At 35.0% G+C, this 14,084-nt stretch carries 28 protein-coding genes; all 28 read right to left on the bottom strand.

Translation table 11 applies throughout. The features are described 5' to 3' along the window. Nucleotides 1-71: 71 nt before the first annotated feature. Nucleotides 72-563 carry a 50S ribosomal protein L17 gene (gene rplQ / locus SCB73_RS04000; RefSeq protein WP_320568859.1) on the bottom strand — a complete coding sequence of 164 codons (492 nt, stop codon included), beginning with the start codon at nt 561-563 and terminating at the stop codon, nt 72-74. Nucleotides 564-625: 62 nt separating this feature from the next. Continuing rightward, nucleotides 626-1,618: a DNA-directed RNA polymerase subunit alpha gene (locus SCB73_RS04005; RefSeq protein ID WP_026109818.1), complete on the bottom strand. Its 993-nt coding sequence runs from the start codon at nt 1,616-1,618 to the stop codon at nt 626-628. Nucleotides 1,619-1,639: 21 nt separating this feature from the next. Beyond that, nucleotides 1,640-2,245: a 30S ribosomal protein S4 gene (gene rpsD / locus SCB73_RS04010; protein WP_111364450.1), complete on the bottom strand. Its 606-nt coding sequence runs from the start codon at nt 2,243-2,245 to the stop codon at nt 1,640-1,642. A gap of 92 nt (nt 2,246-2,337) precedes the next feature. Further along, nucleotides 2,338-2,721, bottom strand: coding sequence for a 30S ribosomal protein S11 (gene rpsK / locus SCB73_RS04015; RefSeq protein WP_026727866.1), 384 nt, complete (start codon nt 2,719-2,721; stop codon nt 2,338-2,340). Nucleotides 2,722-2,729: 8 nt separating this feature from the next. After that, nucleotides 2,730-3,104, bottom strand: coding sequence for a 30S ribosomal protein S13 (gene rpsM, locus SCB73_RS04020; protein WP_026727867.1), 375 nt, complete (start codon nt 3,102-3,104; stop codon nt 2,730-2,732). Between the two features lie 2 nt (nt 3,105-3,106). Next, nucleotides 3,107-3,223, bottom strand: coding sequence for a type B 50S ribosomal protein L36 (ykgO, locus tag SCB73_RS04025; protein ID WP_002987490.1), 117 nt, complete (start codon nt 3,221-3,223; stop codon nt 3,107-3,109). Nucleotides 3,224-3,235: 12 nt separating this feature from the next. After that, complete coding sequence (gene infA / locus SCB73_RS04030) at nt 3,236-3,451, bottom strand: translation initiation factor IF-1 (RefSeq protein ID WP_026714631.1); 216 nt, start codon at nt 3,449-3,451, stop codon at nt 3,236-3,238. 7 nt (nt 3,452-3,458) lie between these two features. Next, nucleotides 3,459-4,805: a preprotein translocase subunit SecY gene (gene secY, locus SCB73_RS04035; protein WP_320568860.1), complete on the bottom strand. Its 1,347-nt coding sequence runs from the start codon at nt 4,803-4,805 to the stop codon at nt 3,459-3,461. Nucleotides 4,806-4,817: 12 nt separating this feature from the next. Beyond that, nucleotides 4,818-5,270, bottom strand: coding sequence for a 50S ribosomal protein L15 (gene rplO, locus SCB73_RS04040; RefSeq protein WP_026727869.1), 453 nt, complete (start codon nt 5,268-5,270; stop codon nt 4,818-4,820). Nucleotides 5,271-5,281: 11 nt separating this feature from the next. Next, on the bottom strand, nt 5,282-5,464 hold the full coding sequence (gene rpmD / locus SCB73_RS04045; protein WP_026727870.1) for a 50S ribosomal protein L30: 183 nt from the start codon (nt 5,462-5,464) through the stop codon (nt 5,282-5,284). A 12-nt stretch (nt 5,465-5,476) separates the two neighbouring features. Next, on the bottom strand, nt 5,477-6,001 hold the full coding sequence (rpsE, locus tag SCB73_RS04050) for a 30S ribosomal protein S5 (protein ID WP_085949269.1): 525 nt from the start codon (nt 5,999-6,001) through the stop codon (nt 5,477-5,479). Between the two features lie 3 nt (nt 6,002-6,004). Continuing rightward, a complete protein-coding gene (gene rplR / locus SCB73_RS04055; RefSeq protein ID WP_320568861.1) occupies nt 6,005-6,355 on the bottom strand; it encodes a 50S ribosomal protein L18 in 351 nt (116 codons plus the stop codon). Nucleotides 6,356-6,366: 11 nt separating this feature from the next. Further along, entirely contained in the window at nt 6,367-6,909 is a 543-nt protein-coding gene (gene rplF, locus SCB73_RS04060) for a 50S ribosomal protein L6 (protein ID WP_053470829.1), read from the bottom strand. Between the two features lie 18 nt (nt 6,910-6,927). Continuing rightward, nucleotides 6,928-7,326: a 30S ribosomal protein S8 gene (rpsH, locus tag SCB73_RS04065; protein ID WP_008464306.1), complete on the bottom strand. Its 399-nt coding sequence runs from the start codon at nt 7,324-7,326 to the stop codon at nt 6,928-6,930. A gap of 105 nt (nt 7,327-7,431) precedes the next feature. Further along, nucleotides 7,432-7,701 (bottom strand): 30S ribosomal protein S14, encoded by a 270-nt coding sequence (rpsN, locus tag SCB73_RS04070; protein WP_031456037.1) that lies wholly within the window; start codon nt 7,699-7,701, stop codon nt 7,432-7,434. A 3-nt stretch (nt 7,702-7,704) separates the two neighbouring features. Further along, on the bottom strand, nt 7,705-8,256 hold the full coding sequence (rplE, locus tag SCB73_RS04075; RefSeq protein ID WP_073418353.1) for a 50S ribosomal protein L5: 552 nt from the start codon (nt 8,254-8,256) through the stop codon (nt 7,705-7,707). Between the two features lie 2 nt (nt 8,257-8,258). Then, nucleotides 8,259-8,573, bottom strand: a complete 315-nt coding sequence (rplX, locus tag SCB73_RS04080) for a 50S ribosomal protein L24 (RefSeq protein ID WP_026727873.1) — start codon at nt 8,571-8,573, stop codon at nt 8,259-8,261. A gap of 11 nt (nt 8,574-8,584) precedes the next feature. Further along, nucleotides 8,585-8,953 (bottom strand): 50S ribosomal protein L14, encoded by a 369-nt coding sequence (rplN, locus tag SCB73_RS04085; protein ID WP_007803649.1) that lies wholly within the window; start codon nt 8,951-8,953, stop codon nt 8,585-8,587. Nucleotides 8,954-8,955: 2 nt separating this feature from the next. Continuing rightward, on the bottom strand, nt 8,956-9,216 hold the full coding sequence (gene rpsQ / locus SCB73_RS04090; RefSeq protein ID WP_008464298.1) for a 30S ribosomal protein S17: 261 nt from the start codon (nt 9,214-9,216) through the stop codon (nt 8,956-8,958). 17 nt (nt 9,217-9,233) lie between these two features. Beyond that, complete coding sequence (gene rpmC / locus SCB73_RS04095; protein WP_008464297.1) at nt 9,234-9,425, bottom strand: 50S ribosomal protein L29; 192 nt, start codon at nt 9,423-9,425, stop codon at nt 9,234-9,236. Between the two features lie 12 nt (nt 9,426-9,437). Next, entirely contained in the window at nt 9,438-9,863 is a 426-nt protein-coding gene (rplP, locus tag SCB73_RS04100) for a 50S ribosomal protein L16 (protein ID WP_017495016.1), read from the bottom strand. Nucleotides 9,864-9,882: 19 nt separating this feature from the next. Further along, entirely contained in the window at nt 9,883-10,641 is a 759-nt protein-coding gene (gene rpsC / locus SCB73_RS04105) for a 30S ribosomal protein S3 (RefSeq protein ID WP_008464292.1), read from the bottom strand. 5 nt (nt 10,642-10,646) lie between these two features. Further along, nucleotides 10,647-11,060, bottom strand: a complete 414-nt coding sequence (rplV, locus tag SCB73_RS04110) for a 50S ribosomal protein L22 (RefSeq protein ID WP_007803631.1) — start codon at nt 11,058-11,060, stop codon at nt 10,647-10,649. An 8-nt stretch (nt 11,061-11,068) separates the two neighbouring features. Next, nucleotides 11,069-11,347 (bottom strand): 30S ribosomal protein S19, encoded by a 279-nt coding sequence (gene rpsS, locus SCB73_RS04115; protein WP_012022488.1) that lies wholly within the window; start codon nt 11,345-11,347, stop codon nt 11,069-11,071. Nucleotides 11,348-11,353: 6 nt separating this feature from the next. Next, complete coding sequence (gene rplB, locus SCB73_RS04120; RefSeq protein ID WP_091496650.1) at nt 11,354-12,178, bottom strand: 50S ribosomal protein L2; 825 nt, start codon at nt 12,176-12,178, stop codon at nt 11,354-11,356. A gap of 9 nt (nt 12,179-12,187) precedes the next feature. Beyond that, complete coding sequence (gene rplW, locus SCB73_RS04125) at nt 12,188-12,478, bottom strand: 50S ribosomal protein L23 (protein WP_091496652.1); 291 nt, start codon at nt 12,476-12,478, stop codon at nt 12,188-12,190. Nucleotides 12,479-12,485: 7 nt separating this feature from the next. Next, nucleotides 12,486-13,115 (bottom strand): 50S ribosomal protein L4, encoded by a 630-nt coding sequence (gene rplD, locus SCB73_RS04130; protein WP_132989111.1) that lies wholly within the window; start codon nt 13,113-13,115, stop codon nt 12,486-12,488. Beyond that, on the bottom strand, nt 13,115-13,732 hold the full coding sequence (gene rplC, locus SCB73_RS04135; protein WP_132989110.1) for a 50S ribosomal protein L3: 618 nt from the start codon (nt 13,730-13,732) through the stop codon (nt 13,115-13,117). The genes rplD and rplC overlap by 1 nt, the downstream gene beginning before the upstream one ends. Nucleotides 13,733-14,084: the final 352 nt, after the last annotated feature.

Below are 14,084 nucleotides of genomic sequence, written 5' to 3' on the forward strand. Positions count from 1 at the left end.
AAAAATCAAAAAAAAAGGATAAACTAAAAATTAGTTTATCCTTGATTTTTATAGAATGATTACTTTCATAATTATTCAGAAGCTTCAGTAGTCGTTTCTGTTTCAGCAGCAGGAGCTTCTGGAGCAACAGTTTCAGCTTTTTTAGCTTTACCACCACGACGGCTTTTCGCTTTTTTAACTTCTTTTTTACCTCCGTTGTAAAGTTCATTGAAGTCAACAAGTTCGATCATCGCCATATCAGCGTTATCTCCCAAACGATTTCCAACTTTAATGATACGAGTGTATCCTCCTGGACGGTCTCCAACTTTAGCAGCTACATCTCTGAACAAATCTGTTACAGCATATTTGCTACGCAAGTAAGCAAAAACAATACGACGATTGTGAGTCGTATCTTCTTTTGATTTTGTGATTAAAGGCTCAACAAATTGTTTAAGCGCTTTAGCTTTAGCAACAGTAGTGTTAATACGTTTGTGCTCGATAAGAGAACAAGCCATATTAGCCAACATAGCTTTTCTATGTCCGGTCTGTCTGCTTAAGTGGTTGAATTTTTTTCCGTGTCTCATGACGTGTTTTTTTTATCTTCATCTTGCTACGATCCAGTATGGAGAGCAAAATATGAAGTAAATTATTCTTTATCTAATTTGTATTTAGCTAAATCCATTCCGAAAGTCAAATTCTTCACTGCAACAAGTTCATCAAGTTCAGTTAAAGATTTTTTACCGAAATTACGGAATTTCATTAGGTCATTTTTATTGAACGATACTAAATCACCAAGTGTATCAACTTCAGCCGCTTTCAAGCAATTTAATGCTCTTACAGATAAATCCATATCAACAAGCTTAGTTTTAAGCAATTGTCTCATATGCAATGACTCTTCATCATACGATTCTGTTTGTGCAATTTCGTCAGCCTCAAGTGTAATTCTTTCATCAGAGAATAACATGAAATGGTGAATTAAAACTTTAGCAGCTTCAGTAAGAGCATCTTTTGGATTGATAGAACCATCAGTTTTGATTTCAAAAACTAATTTTTCGTAATCTGTTTTTTGCTCTACACGGAAATTTTCGATTGCATATTTTACATTTTTTACCGGAGTAAAAATAGAATCTGTAAAAATCGTTCCAATTGCAGCATTCTGTTTTTTGTTCTCTTCAGCAGGCACGTATCCTCTACCTTTTTCGATTGTTAAATCGAAATTCAATTTGATTTTAGAATCTAAATTACAGATAACAAGGTCTGGATTTAGAACTTGGAAACCTGAAATAAATTTTTGAAAATCACCTGCTGTTAATTGATCTTTACCAGAAACAGAAATTGTAACTGCTTCATTATCGATATCTTCAATCTGACGTTTGAAACGTACTTGTTTTAGATTAAGGATAATTTCGGTAACATCTTCAACAACACCTGAAATAGTAGAAAACTCATGATCTACACCTTCGATACGAACAGATGTAATTGCATAACCTTCTAACGCTGAAAGCAAAACTCTTCTAAGTGCATTACCAACTGTCAATCCGTAACCAGGCTCTAAAGGTCTAAACTCAAATTTACCTTCAAAATCGGTTGAATCGATCATGATAACTTTATCGGGCTTTTGAAAATTAAATATTGCCATAAATTTCGACTAAGTCAATTATTATTTGTTGTACAACTCTACGATTAATTGTTCTTTAATGTTTTCTGGAATTTGAAGTCTCGCAGGAACAGAAACGAAAGTTCCTTCTTTAAGATCATTGTTCCAAGTAATCCATTCATAAACATGACTTGAATTTGATAAAGAACGTTCGATAGCTTCTAAAGATTTAGATTTTTCACGAACTGCAACTTTATCACCAGGCTTAAGGTGGTAAGAAGGAATATTAACAACCTCTCCATTTACAGTAATGTGTCTGTGAGAAACGATTTGACGCGCACCTCTTCTAGATGGAGCAATTCCCATTCTAAAAACAACATTATCTAATCTTGCTTCGCATAATTGTAATAAAACTTCACCAGTAACTCCTTTAGTAGCTGATGCTTTTTCGAATAAATTTCTGAATTGTTTTTCTAAAATTCCGTAAGAATATTTAGCTTTTTGCTTTTCCATTAACTGAACAGCGTACTCAGATTTTTTTCCTCTTTTTTTAGCCATCCCGTGTTGTCCAGGTGGGTAATTTCTTTTTTCGAAAGATCTATCATCTCCGAAGATTGCCTCGCCAAATTTACGAGCGATTTTGGTTTTAGGACCAGTATATCTTGCCATTTTAAAAAAAATTTTAAGGTAGAAATTATGAATTCAGGTCTAATCCTTCGATAATCTATGTTCTACCTTGTTTATACTATAAAAATAAAAAATTAAACTCTACGTCTTTTTGGAGGACGACATCCGTTGTGTGGCATTGGAGTAACATCGATAATTTCAGTAACTTCAATTCCACCGTTATGAATAGAACGGATAGCAGACTCACGTCCGTTACCTGGTCCTTTTACATAAACTTTCACTTTTTTAAGTCCTGCCTCAAGTGCTACTTTAGCGCAATCTTCTGCTGCCATTTGAGCTGCATACGGAGTGTTCTTTTTAGAACCTCTGAAACCCATTTTACCAGCTGAAGACCAAGAGATAACTTCACCTTTCTTATTAGTCAAAGAAATAATAATGTTATTAAAAGTGGCAGAAATATGAGCCTCACCCGTTGATTCAACGATAACTTTACGTTTTTTTGCAGTTGCTTTAGCCATATTACTTATTATTTAGTTGCTTTTTTCTTGTTAGCAACAGTTTTTCTTTTACCTTTTCTTGTTCTTGAGTTGTTTTTAGTTCTTTGCCCTCTTAAAGGAAGACCAGATCTATGACGAATACCTCTGTAACATCCAATATCCATTAAACGTTTAATGTTTAAAGAAATTTCAGAACGTAATTCTCCTTCAATTTTGTAAAATGAAACAGCATCACGAATTGCTCCGATCTCATCATCATTCCAATCTTGAACTTTTTTATCTTGGCTTACTTGAGCTTTCTCTAAAATCTCAATAGCTCTACTTTTTCCTAATCCGAAGATGTAGGTAAGTGCAATAACACCTCTTTTGTTTTTTGGGATATCTACCCCTGCTATTCTTGCCATAATTATCCTTGTCTTTGTTTAAATCTAGGATTCTTTTTGTTTATAACGTACAGTCTCCCTTTTCTACGCACGATAATGCACTCGGCACTTCTCTTTTTTACTGATGCTCTAACTTTCATAGTAATTATCTTTTAATATCGATAAGTAATTCTTGCTTTTGACAAATCATAAGGGCTCATTTCTAATTTCACTTTATCACCAGGTAATAATTTGATGTAATGCATACGCATTTTACCAGAAATATGAGCAATTACAACGTGTCCATTTTCTAACTCTACACGGAACATCGCATTTGATAATGCTTCAATGATTGATCCGTCTTGTTCTATTGCTGATTGTTTTGCCATAAATATATTAAGCTACTGCTTTTCTATTTTTACCAGTCTTCATTAAACCATCATAATGTTTGTTTAACAAGTATGAATTGATTTGTTGAATGGTATCTATTGCAACTCCAACCATAATTATTAATGAGGTACCTCCAAAAAACATTGCCCAAGCATCAGTTACACCAATAACACTTACCACAATAGCTGGGAACACAGCAATCAAAGCAAGGAATAAAGAACCTGGAAAAGTTATTAAAGACATCACTTTATCTAGGAAGTCTGAAGTTTCAGCACCAGGGCGAACCCCAGGAATAAAACCACCACTTCTTTTTAAATCGTCAGCCATCTTGTTAGTTGGCACCGTGATCGCAGTATAAAAGAATGTAAACACAATAATTAAAGTTGCGAATAACAAATTATACCATAAACCAAACATATCTTTAAATGCCACAAGAATAGATTGTGATGTTTCTGACTGAGACAACCCAGCGATAGCTGCAGGGATAAACATAATTGCCTGAGCAAAAATAATTGGCATAACCCCAGCAGCATTCAGCTTTAAAGGAATCCATTGTCTATTTCCACCTGCTAAATCTTGCTCATAATCTCCAGTTGTTGTACGACGCGCATACTGAACTGGGATTCTACGTACTGCCATTGTAAGCAATACACAAGAAATAATTACTAATAACCACAAAATAATTTCAATAACTAACAACATTGGCCCTCCATTGTTATTGGTAACTCTCGTAGTAAACTCTTGAATAAAAGCTTGCGGTAAACGAGCTAAGATACCAACCATAATTAATAATGAAATTCCATTTCCAATACCTTTATCAGTAATTTTTTCACCTAGCCACATAGCAAAAATTGTACCAGTAACTAAAATGATTACAGAAGAGAATAAAAACTCAGGTGAGTTAAAGCCTAGTAGAAAAGCACTACCAGGCAATGTTCTGTATAAATTGTAGATATAAGTTGGACCTTGAACCAATGTAATAGCAATAGTTAACCAACGTGTAATTTGATTAATCTTTTTTCTACCACTCTCTCCATCGTTTTGAAGTTTTTGCAAATAAGGAATAGCAATTCCCATTAACTGAACAACAATAGATGCAGAAATATAAGGCATAATACCTAAAGCAAAAACTGAAGCTTTAGAGAAAGCACCTCCTGTAAACATGTCTAGGACAGATCCTAAACCTTGTTTAGTTTGTCCCGCTAAACCTGTTAATTGAGTTGCATCAACTCCAGGAAGGGTAACGTGTGCTCCAAAACGATATACTAAAAGTAATCCTAAAGTAATTAGAATTCTATTCTTTAGTTCTTCGATTTTCCAAACATTGCTAATTGATTCAATAAATTTCTTCATACAATAGAAAAATTATATTGTTACAGCCTCTCCACCAGCAGCTTCGATAGCAGCTTTTGCAGTAGCAGTAAATTTGTGAGCAGTTACTTTTAATTTTGCTTTCAATTCTCCTCTTCCTAAAATCTTAACGATTTCATTTTTAGAAGCTAGACGGTTTGCTACGAAATCTGTCATTGAAACAGAATCAGTAATCACACCTTTGTCTACTAATAATTGAAGCGTATCTAAATTAACACCTTCGTATTCTTTACGATTGATGTTTGTGAAACCAAACTTAGGTACACGTCTTTGAAGTGGCATTTGCCCTCCTTCAAAACCAATCTTTTTAGAGTAACCAGAACGAGATTTTGCTCCTTTGTGACCTCTTGCAGCAGTGCCACCTTTTCCAGAACCTTCTCCTCTACCTAATCTTTTATTTTGATTGTGCGTTGATCCTTCAGCAGGTTGTAAGTTACTTAAATTCATAACAGTATTTGTTATTTAGCTTCTTCTACAGAAACTAAGTGTTTAACTTTGTTTATCATACCAAGGATAGCAGGATTTGAATCATGCTCCACAACTTGTCCAATTTTACGTAGACCTAAAGCCTCCAAACCTCTCTTTTGAGAAAGAGGGCAGTTGATTTTGCTTCTTACTTGTTTTACTAATAATTTAGCCATAATTTCCTTGAATTAACCTTTAAAAACTTTTTCTAAAGAAACACCTCTTTGTTTTGCAACAGTGTGCGCGCTTCTCATTTGTAATAAAGCATCAAAAGTTGCTTTCACTACGTTGTGAGGATTTGATGATCCTTGAGATTTAGACAATACGTCGTGAATACCTACTGATTCAAGAACTGAACGAACAGCTCCACCAGCAATAACTCCTGTACCATGAGAAGCAGGAATTAAGAATACACGTGCACCACCAAATTTACCTTTTTGTTCGTGAGGAACAGATTGACCATTCAAAGGAATTCTAACTAAGTTTTTCTTAGCATCTTCTACTGCTTTCGCAATTGCTTCAGAAACGTCTTTAGATTTTCCTAATCCGTGACCAACTACTCCATTTTCATCACCTACAACTACAATAGCAGAAAAACCGAAAGCTCTACCTCCTTTTGTAACTTTAGTAACACGATTTACACTAACTAGACGATCTTTAAGTTCAAGACCACTAGGTTTTACCAATTCTACATTTTTGTATTTAGACATAATATATTAGAATTTAAGTCCAGCGGCTCTTGCGCCTTCTGCTAATGATTTAATACGACCGTGATATAAATATCCACCTCTATCGAAAGTGATAGTATCTATCCCAGCTTTTAACGCTTTCTCTGCAACTAATTTTCCAACAGCCGCAGCGATTTCAACGTTAGTACCGTTTCCTATTTCTTTTTCTCTTGAAGATGCAGCTAATATAGTAACTCCATTCACATCATCAATAATTTGAGCGTAAATTTCTTTGTTACTTCTAAAAACAGAAAGTCTAGGTCTTGCAGCAGTACCACTAACCGATTTTCTAATTCTGAATTTAATTCTCTGTCTTCTTTCAGATTTTGTTAATGACATAATCTTATATTTTAAGCTGATTTACCTGCTTTTCTTCTTAATACTTCACCCACAAATTTAACACCTTTACCTTTATATGGCTCTGGCTTACGGAAACCTCTGATTTTCGCAGCAACTTGACCTAAAAGTTGTTTATCAAATGATGTTAATTTTACGATAGGGTTCTTACCTTTTTCAGATATTGTTTCTAAAGATACTTCTGGAGCAATTTCTAAAACAATATTGTGAGAATATCCAAGAGCTAAATCTAATTTTTGTCCTTGGTTTGAAGCTCTATAACCAACTCCAACTAATTCTAGTTCTTTTGTAAAACCTTCTGATACACCCACAATCATATTGTTGATCAAAGATCTGAATAATCCGTGTTTTGCTCTATGGTCTTTATGATCAGACGATCTTTCTACTAAAACTTGATCGCCTTCAACAGTTACATTTACGTCCGAAAACTCTTGTACTAGTTGACCTTTTTTTCCTTTTACTGTAATGATACCGTCTTTAACTTCTACAGTTACACCAGCAGGGATTACAATTGGGCTTTTACCTATTCTTGACATCTTATCTAGTGTTTAAAATTAGTATACGTAACAAATTACTTCACCACCTACATTCAATTGCTTAGCTTGTTTTCCTGTCATCAAACCTTTTGATGTAGAAACAATAGCAATTCCTAACCCGTTAAGGATTCTTGGTAATTTTGCAGCACCTGCATACTTACGTAAACCAGGTTTACTAATTCTTTGGATATCTTTGATTACAGGCTCTTTAGTATCTTTATCATACTTTAAAGCAATTTTGATAGAACCTTGAACTGTGTTCTGCTCAAATTTGTAACTTAAGATGTAACCTTGATCAAATAAGATCTTAGTTATCTCTTTTTTAAGATTAGATGCTGGAATTTCAACAACTTTGTGGTTTGCAGCCACAGCGTTACGAACTCTAGTCAAATAATCTGCAATAGGATCTGTATACATATGTATTTGATTGCGATTATGGTTTTCGGGAGATACTCATCTCCCGAACCTTTAATCAATTAAAAATTATTTTTTGGTTTGCAAAAGTAATAACTTATTGCCAGATTACCAAGATGCTTTTTTCACACCAGGAATTAATCCATTGTTAGCCATTTCACGGAAAGTTACACGTGAAATACCGAATTGACGGATGTAACCTCTAGGTCTACCTGTTAATTTACAACGATTGTGTAAACGAACTGGTGAAGCATTTTTAGGTAATTTTTGTAAACCTTCGTAGTCTCCAGCTTCTAATAAAGCTTTTCTCTTCTCAGCATACTTAGCTACCGTTTTCTCTCTTTTAACCTCGCGGGCTTTCATTGATTCTTTAGCCATGTCTTAATTCTTTTTAAAAGGTAATCCTAATTCAGCCAATAATGACTTTGCTTCCTTGTCTGTTTTTGCAGTAGTAACAAAAGTAATATCCATTCCTGAAATTTTGTTTACTTTGTCAATATCAATTTCTGGGAAAATGATTTGCTCTAAAACTCCAAGATTGTAGTTACCTCTTCCGTCGAATCCAGTAGCTTTAATACCACCAAAATCTCTAACACGTGGCAAAGCAGAAGTAATAAGTCTATCTAAAAACTCATACATTCTTTCTCCACGTAAAGTAACTTTTGCTCCAATAGGCATTCCTTTTCTCAATTTGAAAGACGCAACGTCTTTTTTAGAGATTGTAGAAACTGCTTTTTGTCCAGTGATCTTTGTTAACTCATCAACTGCATAGTCAATAAGTTTTTTATCAGATACAGCTGCACCAACTCCACGGCTCAAAACGATTTTTTCAAGTTTAGGAACTTGCATCACGTTTGTATATCCGAACTCTTCTTTAAGAGCAGCGATTACTCTACTCTTATATTCTTCTTTTAGTCTAGGTGTATATGCCATTACTATAGTACTTGATTAGATTTTTTTGAAAATCTTACTTTCTTATCTCCTTCTACTCTAATACCTACTCTAGTTGTCTCCTTAGTTTTAGGATCAATTAAAGCAATGTTAGAAATTTGAATAGAAGCTTCTTTCTTAACGATACCACCTTGAGGGTTTTTAGCACTTGGTTTAGTATGTTTAGAAACCATGTTTACACCTTCAACGATCGCTTTGTTTTTTTCACGGTAAACACGTAAAACTTTACCTTCAGCACCTTTATGGTCTCCAGCAATAACTCTTACGATATCTCCTGATTTTATTTTTAGCTTTATCATCTTAAAACGAATTAAAGCACTTCTGGTGCTAATGATACAATTTTCATGAATTGTTTTTCACGAAGTTCTCTTGCTACCGGACCAAAAACACGAGTTCCTCTCATTTCCCCTGCAGCGTTCAAAAGAACACATGCATTGTCATCGAAACGGATATAAGAACCATCAGCTCTTCTCACTTCTTTTTTAGTACGTACAACAACTGCAGTTGAAACAGCTCCTTTTTTCACGTTTCCGTTTGGAGTTGCATCTTTGATAGAAACTACAATTTTGTCACCAACAGAGGCATATCTTCTTTTAGTACCTCCTAAAACACGAATAGTTAAAACTTCTTTAGCTCCCGTGTTATCTGCTACTTTTAGTCTTGATTCTTGTTGTACCATAATTATTTAGCTCTTTCTAAGATTTCAACTAATCTCCAACATTTTGTTTTACTTAAAGGACGCGTTTCGCTAATTCTTACAGTATCTCCAATGTTACAGTCGTTTTTTTCGTCGTGTGCAACATATTTTTTTGTTTTCAACACGAACTTACCGTATAATGGGTGTTTTACTTTTCTTACTTCAGAAATAACGATAGATTTATCCATCTTATTTGAAGTAACAACACCTATTCTTTCTTTTCTTAAATTTCTTTTTTCTTCCATCTTTCAGCAGAATACAATTATTGTAACTCTCTTTTAGTTAACTCAGTAGCTAATCTAGCAACTGTTCTTCTTACACTTCTAATTTGAAGTGGGTTTGCAATTGGAGAAATAGCGTGAGCCATTTTCAGGTCAGCATATACTTTCTTAGTTTGACTAAGCTTTTCTTGCAACTCCGCTGCAGAAAGATCTTTTATTTCTGATTGTTTCATAATAAATATAAATTATGCTTCGAAATCTCTAGCAACGACGAACTTAGTTTTTACTGGAAGTTTTTGAGCTGCAAGACGTAAAGCCTCTTTTGCAACTGACAATGGAACCCCTCCAACTTCAAACATAATTCTTCCTGGTTTAACAACAGCAGCCCAATATTCAACTGCTCCTTTACCTTTACCCATACGTACTTCAAGAGGCTTCTTAGTGATAGGTTTGTCTGGGAAAATTTTGATCCATAATTGTCCCTCTCTCTTCATGTAACGAGTTGCAGCAATACGCGCAGCTTCGATTTGGCGAGAAGTTAAGAACATTCCATCTTCATGTACAGATTTAATTCCAAACATTCCATTTGAAAGTTCGTGCCCTCTTTGAGAGTTACCTTTCATTTTACCTTTTTGTACCTTACGGTATTTTGTTCTTTTAGGCTGTAACATTTTTCTTTAGTTTAAAAATTTACTTTCTTTTACGAGCATCTGGTTTACCGCCTTTGTTAAAGTTAGATTTGCCTCTAGGAGCATCTCCACCTTTACCACCACCTGTACCAGATTGTTTTTTGTCCATTCCAGCAAGTGGAGAAAGCTCTCTCTTACCGTAAACTTCACCTTTCATGATCCATACTTTGATACCCATTCTACCGTAAGTAGTGTGAGCTTCAGCCAAAGCATAATCAATGTCAGCTCTGAAAGTTGATAGAGGAATTCTACCTTCTTTGAAACCTTCTGAACGCGCCATCTCTGCACCATTCAAACGACCAGAAATCAAAACTTTGATACCTTCAGCGTTCATACGCATAGAAGCAGCAATAGCCATTTTGATTGCACGTCTGTAAGAAATACGGCTTTCGATTTGACGAGCGATGCTTGTAGCCACAAGATAAGCATCTAGCTCAGGTCTTTTAATTTCAAAGATGTTAATTTGAACCTCTTTGTCAGTAACTTTCTTAAGTTCTTCTTTCAACTTGTCTACCTCTTGTCCGCCTTTTCCGATAATGATACCAGGTCTAGCAGTAGTGATAGTAACGGTTACAAGTTTCAAAGTTCTCTCGATGATTACTTTAGATACACTAGCTTTTGATAAACGAGCGTGGATATACTTTCTGATTTTGTGATCTTCAGCTAATTTATCGCCGTAATCATTTCCACCATACCAGTTTGAGTCCCATCCTCTGATGATACCAAGTCTATTTCCAATTGGATTTGTCTTTTGTCCCATGCTGCTTAAGAATTGCTTTGTGTGTTATTGATAGCTCCAAGCACGATTGTTACGTGATTAGAACGTTTTCTTATTCTGTGTGCACGACCTTGTGGAGCTGGACGAAGTCTTTTTAACATCATTCCACCATCTACTCTGATCTCTTTAACAAATAATCCAGCTTCTTCTAAATTACCTTCACTATTTTTTTGCTCCCAGTTGTTGATTGCAGATAATAATAGTTTTTCTAATTTTCTTGAAGCTTCTTTAGAACTGAATCTTAAAATGTTAAGTGCTCTTTCTACCTTCTGACCTCTTACCAAGTCCGCTACTAAGCGCATTTTTCTAGGTGAAGTAGGGCAGTTATTCAATTTTGCGAAAGCGATCGACTTATTAGCCTCTTTTCTCGCATCTGCTGTTTCTCTTTTACGAACTCCCATTGCTTCTTTTATTTTTTACCTTTATTTTTTGCTCCAGCATGACCTCTAAAAGATCTAGTTGGCGAAAACTCTCCTAATTTGTGACCTACCATGTTTTCTGTTACGTAAACTGGTACAAATTGACGACCGTTATGAACTGCGATAGTTTGTCCAACGAAATCTGGTGTAATCATAGAAGCTCTAGACCAAGTCTTCACTACACTATTTTTACCACTTTCTACGTTTTCTTGAACTTTCTTGTCTAATTTATAATGAACGAAAGGTCCTTTTTTTAATGAACGTGCCATATCTTATTATTTCTTTCTACGTTCTACGATATACTTGTTACTCGGGTTTTTCTTAGAACGAGTTCTGTAACCTTTAGCTGGCAATCCTTTTCTTGAACGTGGGTGCCCTCCAGAAGAACGTCCTTCACCACCTCCCATAGGGTGATCAACTGGGTTCATCGCTACTGGTCTAGTTCTAGGTCTTCTTCCTAACCATCTTGTTCTACCTGCTTTTCCAGATACAACTAATTGGTGGTCAGAATTAGAAACAGCTCCAATTGTAGCCGAACATGTCAACAAGATCAATCTTGTCTCACCAGATGGCATTTTAATTGTTGCATATTTCCCGTCTCTTGCCATTAACTGAGCAAAAGTTCCAGCTGAACGAGCAATTACTGCTCCTTGTCCTGGACGTAACTCAATACAAGATATAACAGTTCCAAGAGGAATTCTGCTTAAAGGTAATGTATTACCGATTTCTGGTTGAGACTCTGGTCCAGAAACTAATTTCTGTCCAACTTTCAATCCGTTTTGTGCGATAATATAAGTTTTCTCTCCATCAGCATAAGCTAACAAAGCGATAAACGCAGTACGATTTGGATCGTATTCGATTGATTTCACTGTAGCTGGAATTCCATCTTTAGTTCTTTTGAAATCAATAATACGATATCTCTGCTTGTGACCACCACCCGTATAACGCATGGTCATCTTTCCTTGACTATTTCTACCTCCAGAGTTTTTTATCGGCGCTATCAAAGAGCGTTCCGGCTTATCAGTTGTAATGGCGTCATAACCATTCACAACTCTAAATCGCTGACCTGGGGTAATAGGTTTTAATTTTCTTACTGACATTTTTCTATCTTAGATATTGTTGTAAAAATCAATTGTTTCTCCTTCTTGTACTTGAACAATTGCTTTTTTGTATGCATTTGTCTTTCCACTGATTAAACCACTTTTAGTGTATTTAGTAGATCTATCTGGTCTCACATTCATTGTGTTAACTGAAACGATAGTTACTCCATAAGCAGCCTCAACAGCTTTCTTAATCTCAACTTTGTTTGCTTTTTTGTCAACAACGAATCCGAAGCGGTTTAGAACTTCACTTTCTTTGGTTACTTTTTCTGTTACTATAGGTCTGATAATGATGCTCATATTCCTATTATTTACTTAAATTTTCTTCAATTAACTCTAAAGAACCTTCCAAAAGCACTAAATTATTAGCGTTTAATATTGCGTAAGTGCTTAATTCTGAGCTAGTTACGACATTTGAAGCCTTTAAATTACGTGACGACAAATATACATTTTTATTTGACTCGCCCAATACAAATAAAGATTTTTTATTCTCTAACCCTAAAGCTTTCAAAACGTTAATGAAATTTTTAGTGTTTGGCACTTCAAAATTAAAGTCTTCAAGAACTACAATATTTGACTCTTTTGCTTTAATTGAGAAAGCTGATTTTCTAGCCAATCTCTTCAAGTTTTTATTCAATTTGAATGAATAACTTCTTGGTCTTGGTCCGAAAACTGTTCCTCCACCTTTAAACAAAGGATTCTTAACACTTCCTGCACGAGCAGTACCAGTTCCTTTTTGTTTTTTAATCTTACGAGTACTTCCAGTTACTTCAGCTCTTTCTTTAGCTTTGTGAGTACCTTGTCTTTGATTAGCAAGATATTGCTTAACATCAAGATATACTGCGTGATTGTTTGGTTCAATTGCGAATACTGAATCAGAAAGTTGAACTTTTCTTCCAGTATCTTTTCCGTTGAAATCTAATACTTTTACTTCCATTACTTCTGAATGATTACGTAAGAGTTTTTGTGTCCTGGAATACATCCTTTAACAACAAGTAGGTTCTTTTCAGCAACTACTTTTAAAACTCTAAGGTTTTGAACTTTTACATTTTCTCCTCCCATTCTTCCAGCCATACGCATTCCTTTGAATACTCTAGATGGATAAGAAGATGCTCCTACAGAACCTGGCGCTCTTAAACGGTTGTGCTGACCATGAGTAGCTTGTCCAACACCACCAAAACCGTGACGTTTAACAACACCTTGGAAACCTTTACCTTTAGACACACCTTGTACGTCTACAAATTCTCCTTCTACAAAAATTGTAACATCAATAAGATCTCCTAATTTTTGTTCAGTTGCGAAATCTTGGAATTCAACGACTTTTTTCTTAGCAACAGTTCCAGCTTTTTTAAAGTGCCCTAAAGCAGCTTTAGTAGAATGTTTCTCGTTTTTGTCATCGAAACCAAGTTGCAACGCTTCATACCCGTCAACCTCGTTGGTTCTGACTTGGGTAACAACGCATGGACCAGCTTCGATTACTGTACAAGGAATGTTTTTCCCGTTTTCGTCGAAAATACTAGTCATGCCGATTTTCTTACCAATTAACCCAGACATAAATATTAATTATTAATTACTAAAATTCCCTTCAATTTGAAAATAACAGAAATTTCCAAACAGGGAGTGCAAAAGTAGTTATTAAAATTGAATATACCAAACAGTTACAGAAATTAAATCGCTCATAATCAAAATCCAAGCTCAAAACCGGCATCAAAAACAACTCTCTTTATTCCAAATTTTAACCTTATTTTTTCTCTTTATAAACAAACGACGCTTAACAATTAATTAATAAAATCACAATAAAAAAGTCTCGCATCACTTTAAAACAAAGGCTTTTATAGAAATTTACAAAAAAAATTCAAACTCAAAATCACGCAAAAACATACAACAAATAACATTTCCGCAAACA

Source organism: Flavobacterium sp. KACC 22761, from assembly GCF_034058155.1.
Lineage (GTDB): Bacteria > Bacteroidota > Bacteroidia > Flavobacteriales > Flavobacteriaceae > Flavobacterium.

Bases quoted from the DNA above. Each gene is read 5' to 3' on its own strand.
- rplQ (WP_320568859.1), bottom strand. From the start codon at position 563: ATGAGACACGGAAAAAAATTCAACCACTTAAGCAGACAGACCGGACAT.
- SCB73_RS04005 (WP_026109818.1), bottom strand. From the start codon at position 1,618: ATGGCAATATTTAATTTTCAAAAGCCCGATAAAGTTATCATGATCGAT.
- rpsD (WP_111364450.1), bottom strand. From the start codon at position 2,245: ATGGCAAGATATACTGGTCCTAAAACCAAAATCGCTCGTAAATTTGGC.
- rpsK (WP_026727866.1), bottom strand. From the start codon at position 2,721: ATGGCTAAAGCAACTGCAAAAAAACGTAAAGTTATCGTTGAATCAACG.
- rpsM (WP_026727867.1), bottom strand. From the start codon at position 3,104: ATGGCAAGAATAGCAGGGGTAGATATCCCAAAAAACAAAAGAGGTGTT.
- ykgO (WP_002987490.1), bottom strand. From the start codon at position 3,223: ATGAAAGTTAGAGCATCAGTAAAAAAGAGAAGTGCCGAGTGCATTATC.
- infA (WP_026714631.1), bottom strand. From the start codon at position 3,451: ATGGCAAAACAATCAGCAATAGAACAAGACGGATCAATCATTGAAGCA.
- secY (WP_320568860.1), bottom strand. From the start codon at position 4,805: ATGAAGAAATTTATTGAATCAATTAGCAATGTTTGGAAAATCGAAGAA.
- rplO (WP_026727869.1), bottom strand. From the start codon at position 5,270: ATGAATTTAAGTAACTTACAACCTGCTGAAGGATCAACGCACAATCAA.
- rpmD (WP_026727870.1), bottom strand. From the start codon at position 5,464: ATGGCTAAATTATTAGTAAAACAAGTAAGAAGCAAAATCAACTGCCCT.
- rplR (WP_320568861.1), bottom strand. From the start codon at position 6,355: ATGTCATTAACAAAATCTGAAAGAAGACAGAGAATTAAATTCAGAATT.
- rplF (WP_053470829.1), bottom strand. From the start codon at position 6,909: ATGTCAAGAATAGGTAAAAGCCCAATTGTAATCCCTGCTGGTGTAACT.
- rpsH (WP_008464306.1), bottom strand. From the start codon at position 7,326: ATGTATACAGATCCTATTGCAGATTATTTGACTAGAGTTCGTAACGCT.
- rpsN (WP_031456037.1), bottom strand. From the start codon at position 7,701: ATGGCTAAAGAATCAATGAAAGCCCGCGAGGTTAAAAGAGAGAAAACG.
- rplE (WP_073418353.1), bottom strand. From the start codon at position 8,256: ATGGCATATACACCTAGACTAAAAGAAGAATATAAGAGTAGAGTAATC.
- rplX (WP_026727873.1), bottom strand. From the start codon at position 8,573: ATGATAAAGCTAAAAATAAAATCAGGAGATATCGTAAGAGTTATTGCT.
- rplN (WP_007803649.1), bottom strand. From the start codon at position 8,953: ATGGTACAACAAGAATCAAGACTAAAAGTAGCAGATAACACGGGAGCT.
- rpsQ (WP_008464298.1), bottom strand. From the start codon at position 9,216: ATGGAAGAAAAAAGAAATTTAAGAAAAGAAAGAATAGGTGTTGTTACT.
- rpmC (WP_008464297.1), bottom strand. From the start codon at position 9,425: ATGAAACAATCAGAAATAAAAGATCTTTCTGCAGCGGAGTTGCAAGAA.
- rplP (WP_017495016.1), bottom strand. From the start codon at position 9,863: ATGTTACAGCCTAAAAGAACAAAATACCGTAAGGTACAAAAAGGTAAA.
- rpsC (WP_008464292.1), bottom strand. From the start codon at position 10,641: ATGGGACAAAAGACAAATCCAATTGGAAATAGACTTGGTATCATCAGA.
- rplV (WP_007803631.1), bottom strand. From the start codon at position 11,060: ATGGGAGTTCGTAAAAGAGAAACAGCAGATGCGAGAAAAGAGGCTAAT.
- rpsS (WP_012022488.1), bottom strand. From the start codon at position 11,347: ATGGCACGTTCATTAAAAAAAGGACCTTTCGTTCATTATAAATTAGAC.
- rplB (WP_091496650.1), bottom strand. From the start codon at position 12,178: ATGTCAGTAAGAAAATTAAAACCTATTACCCCAGGTCAGCGATTTAGA.
- rplW (WP_091496652.1), bottom strand. From the start codon at position 12,478: ATGAGCATCATTATCAGACCTATAGTAACAGAAAAAGTAACCAAAGAA.
- rplD (WP_132989111.1), bottom strand. From the start codon at position 13,115: ATGGAAGTAAAAGTATTAGATTTCAACGGAAAAGATACTGGAAGAAAA.
- rplC (WP_132989110.1), bottom strand. From the start codon at position 13,732: ATGTCTGGGTTAATTGGTAAGAAAATCGGCATGACTAGTATTTTCGAC.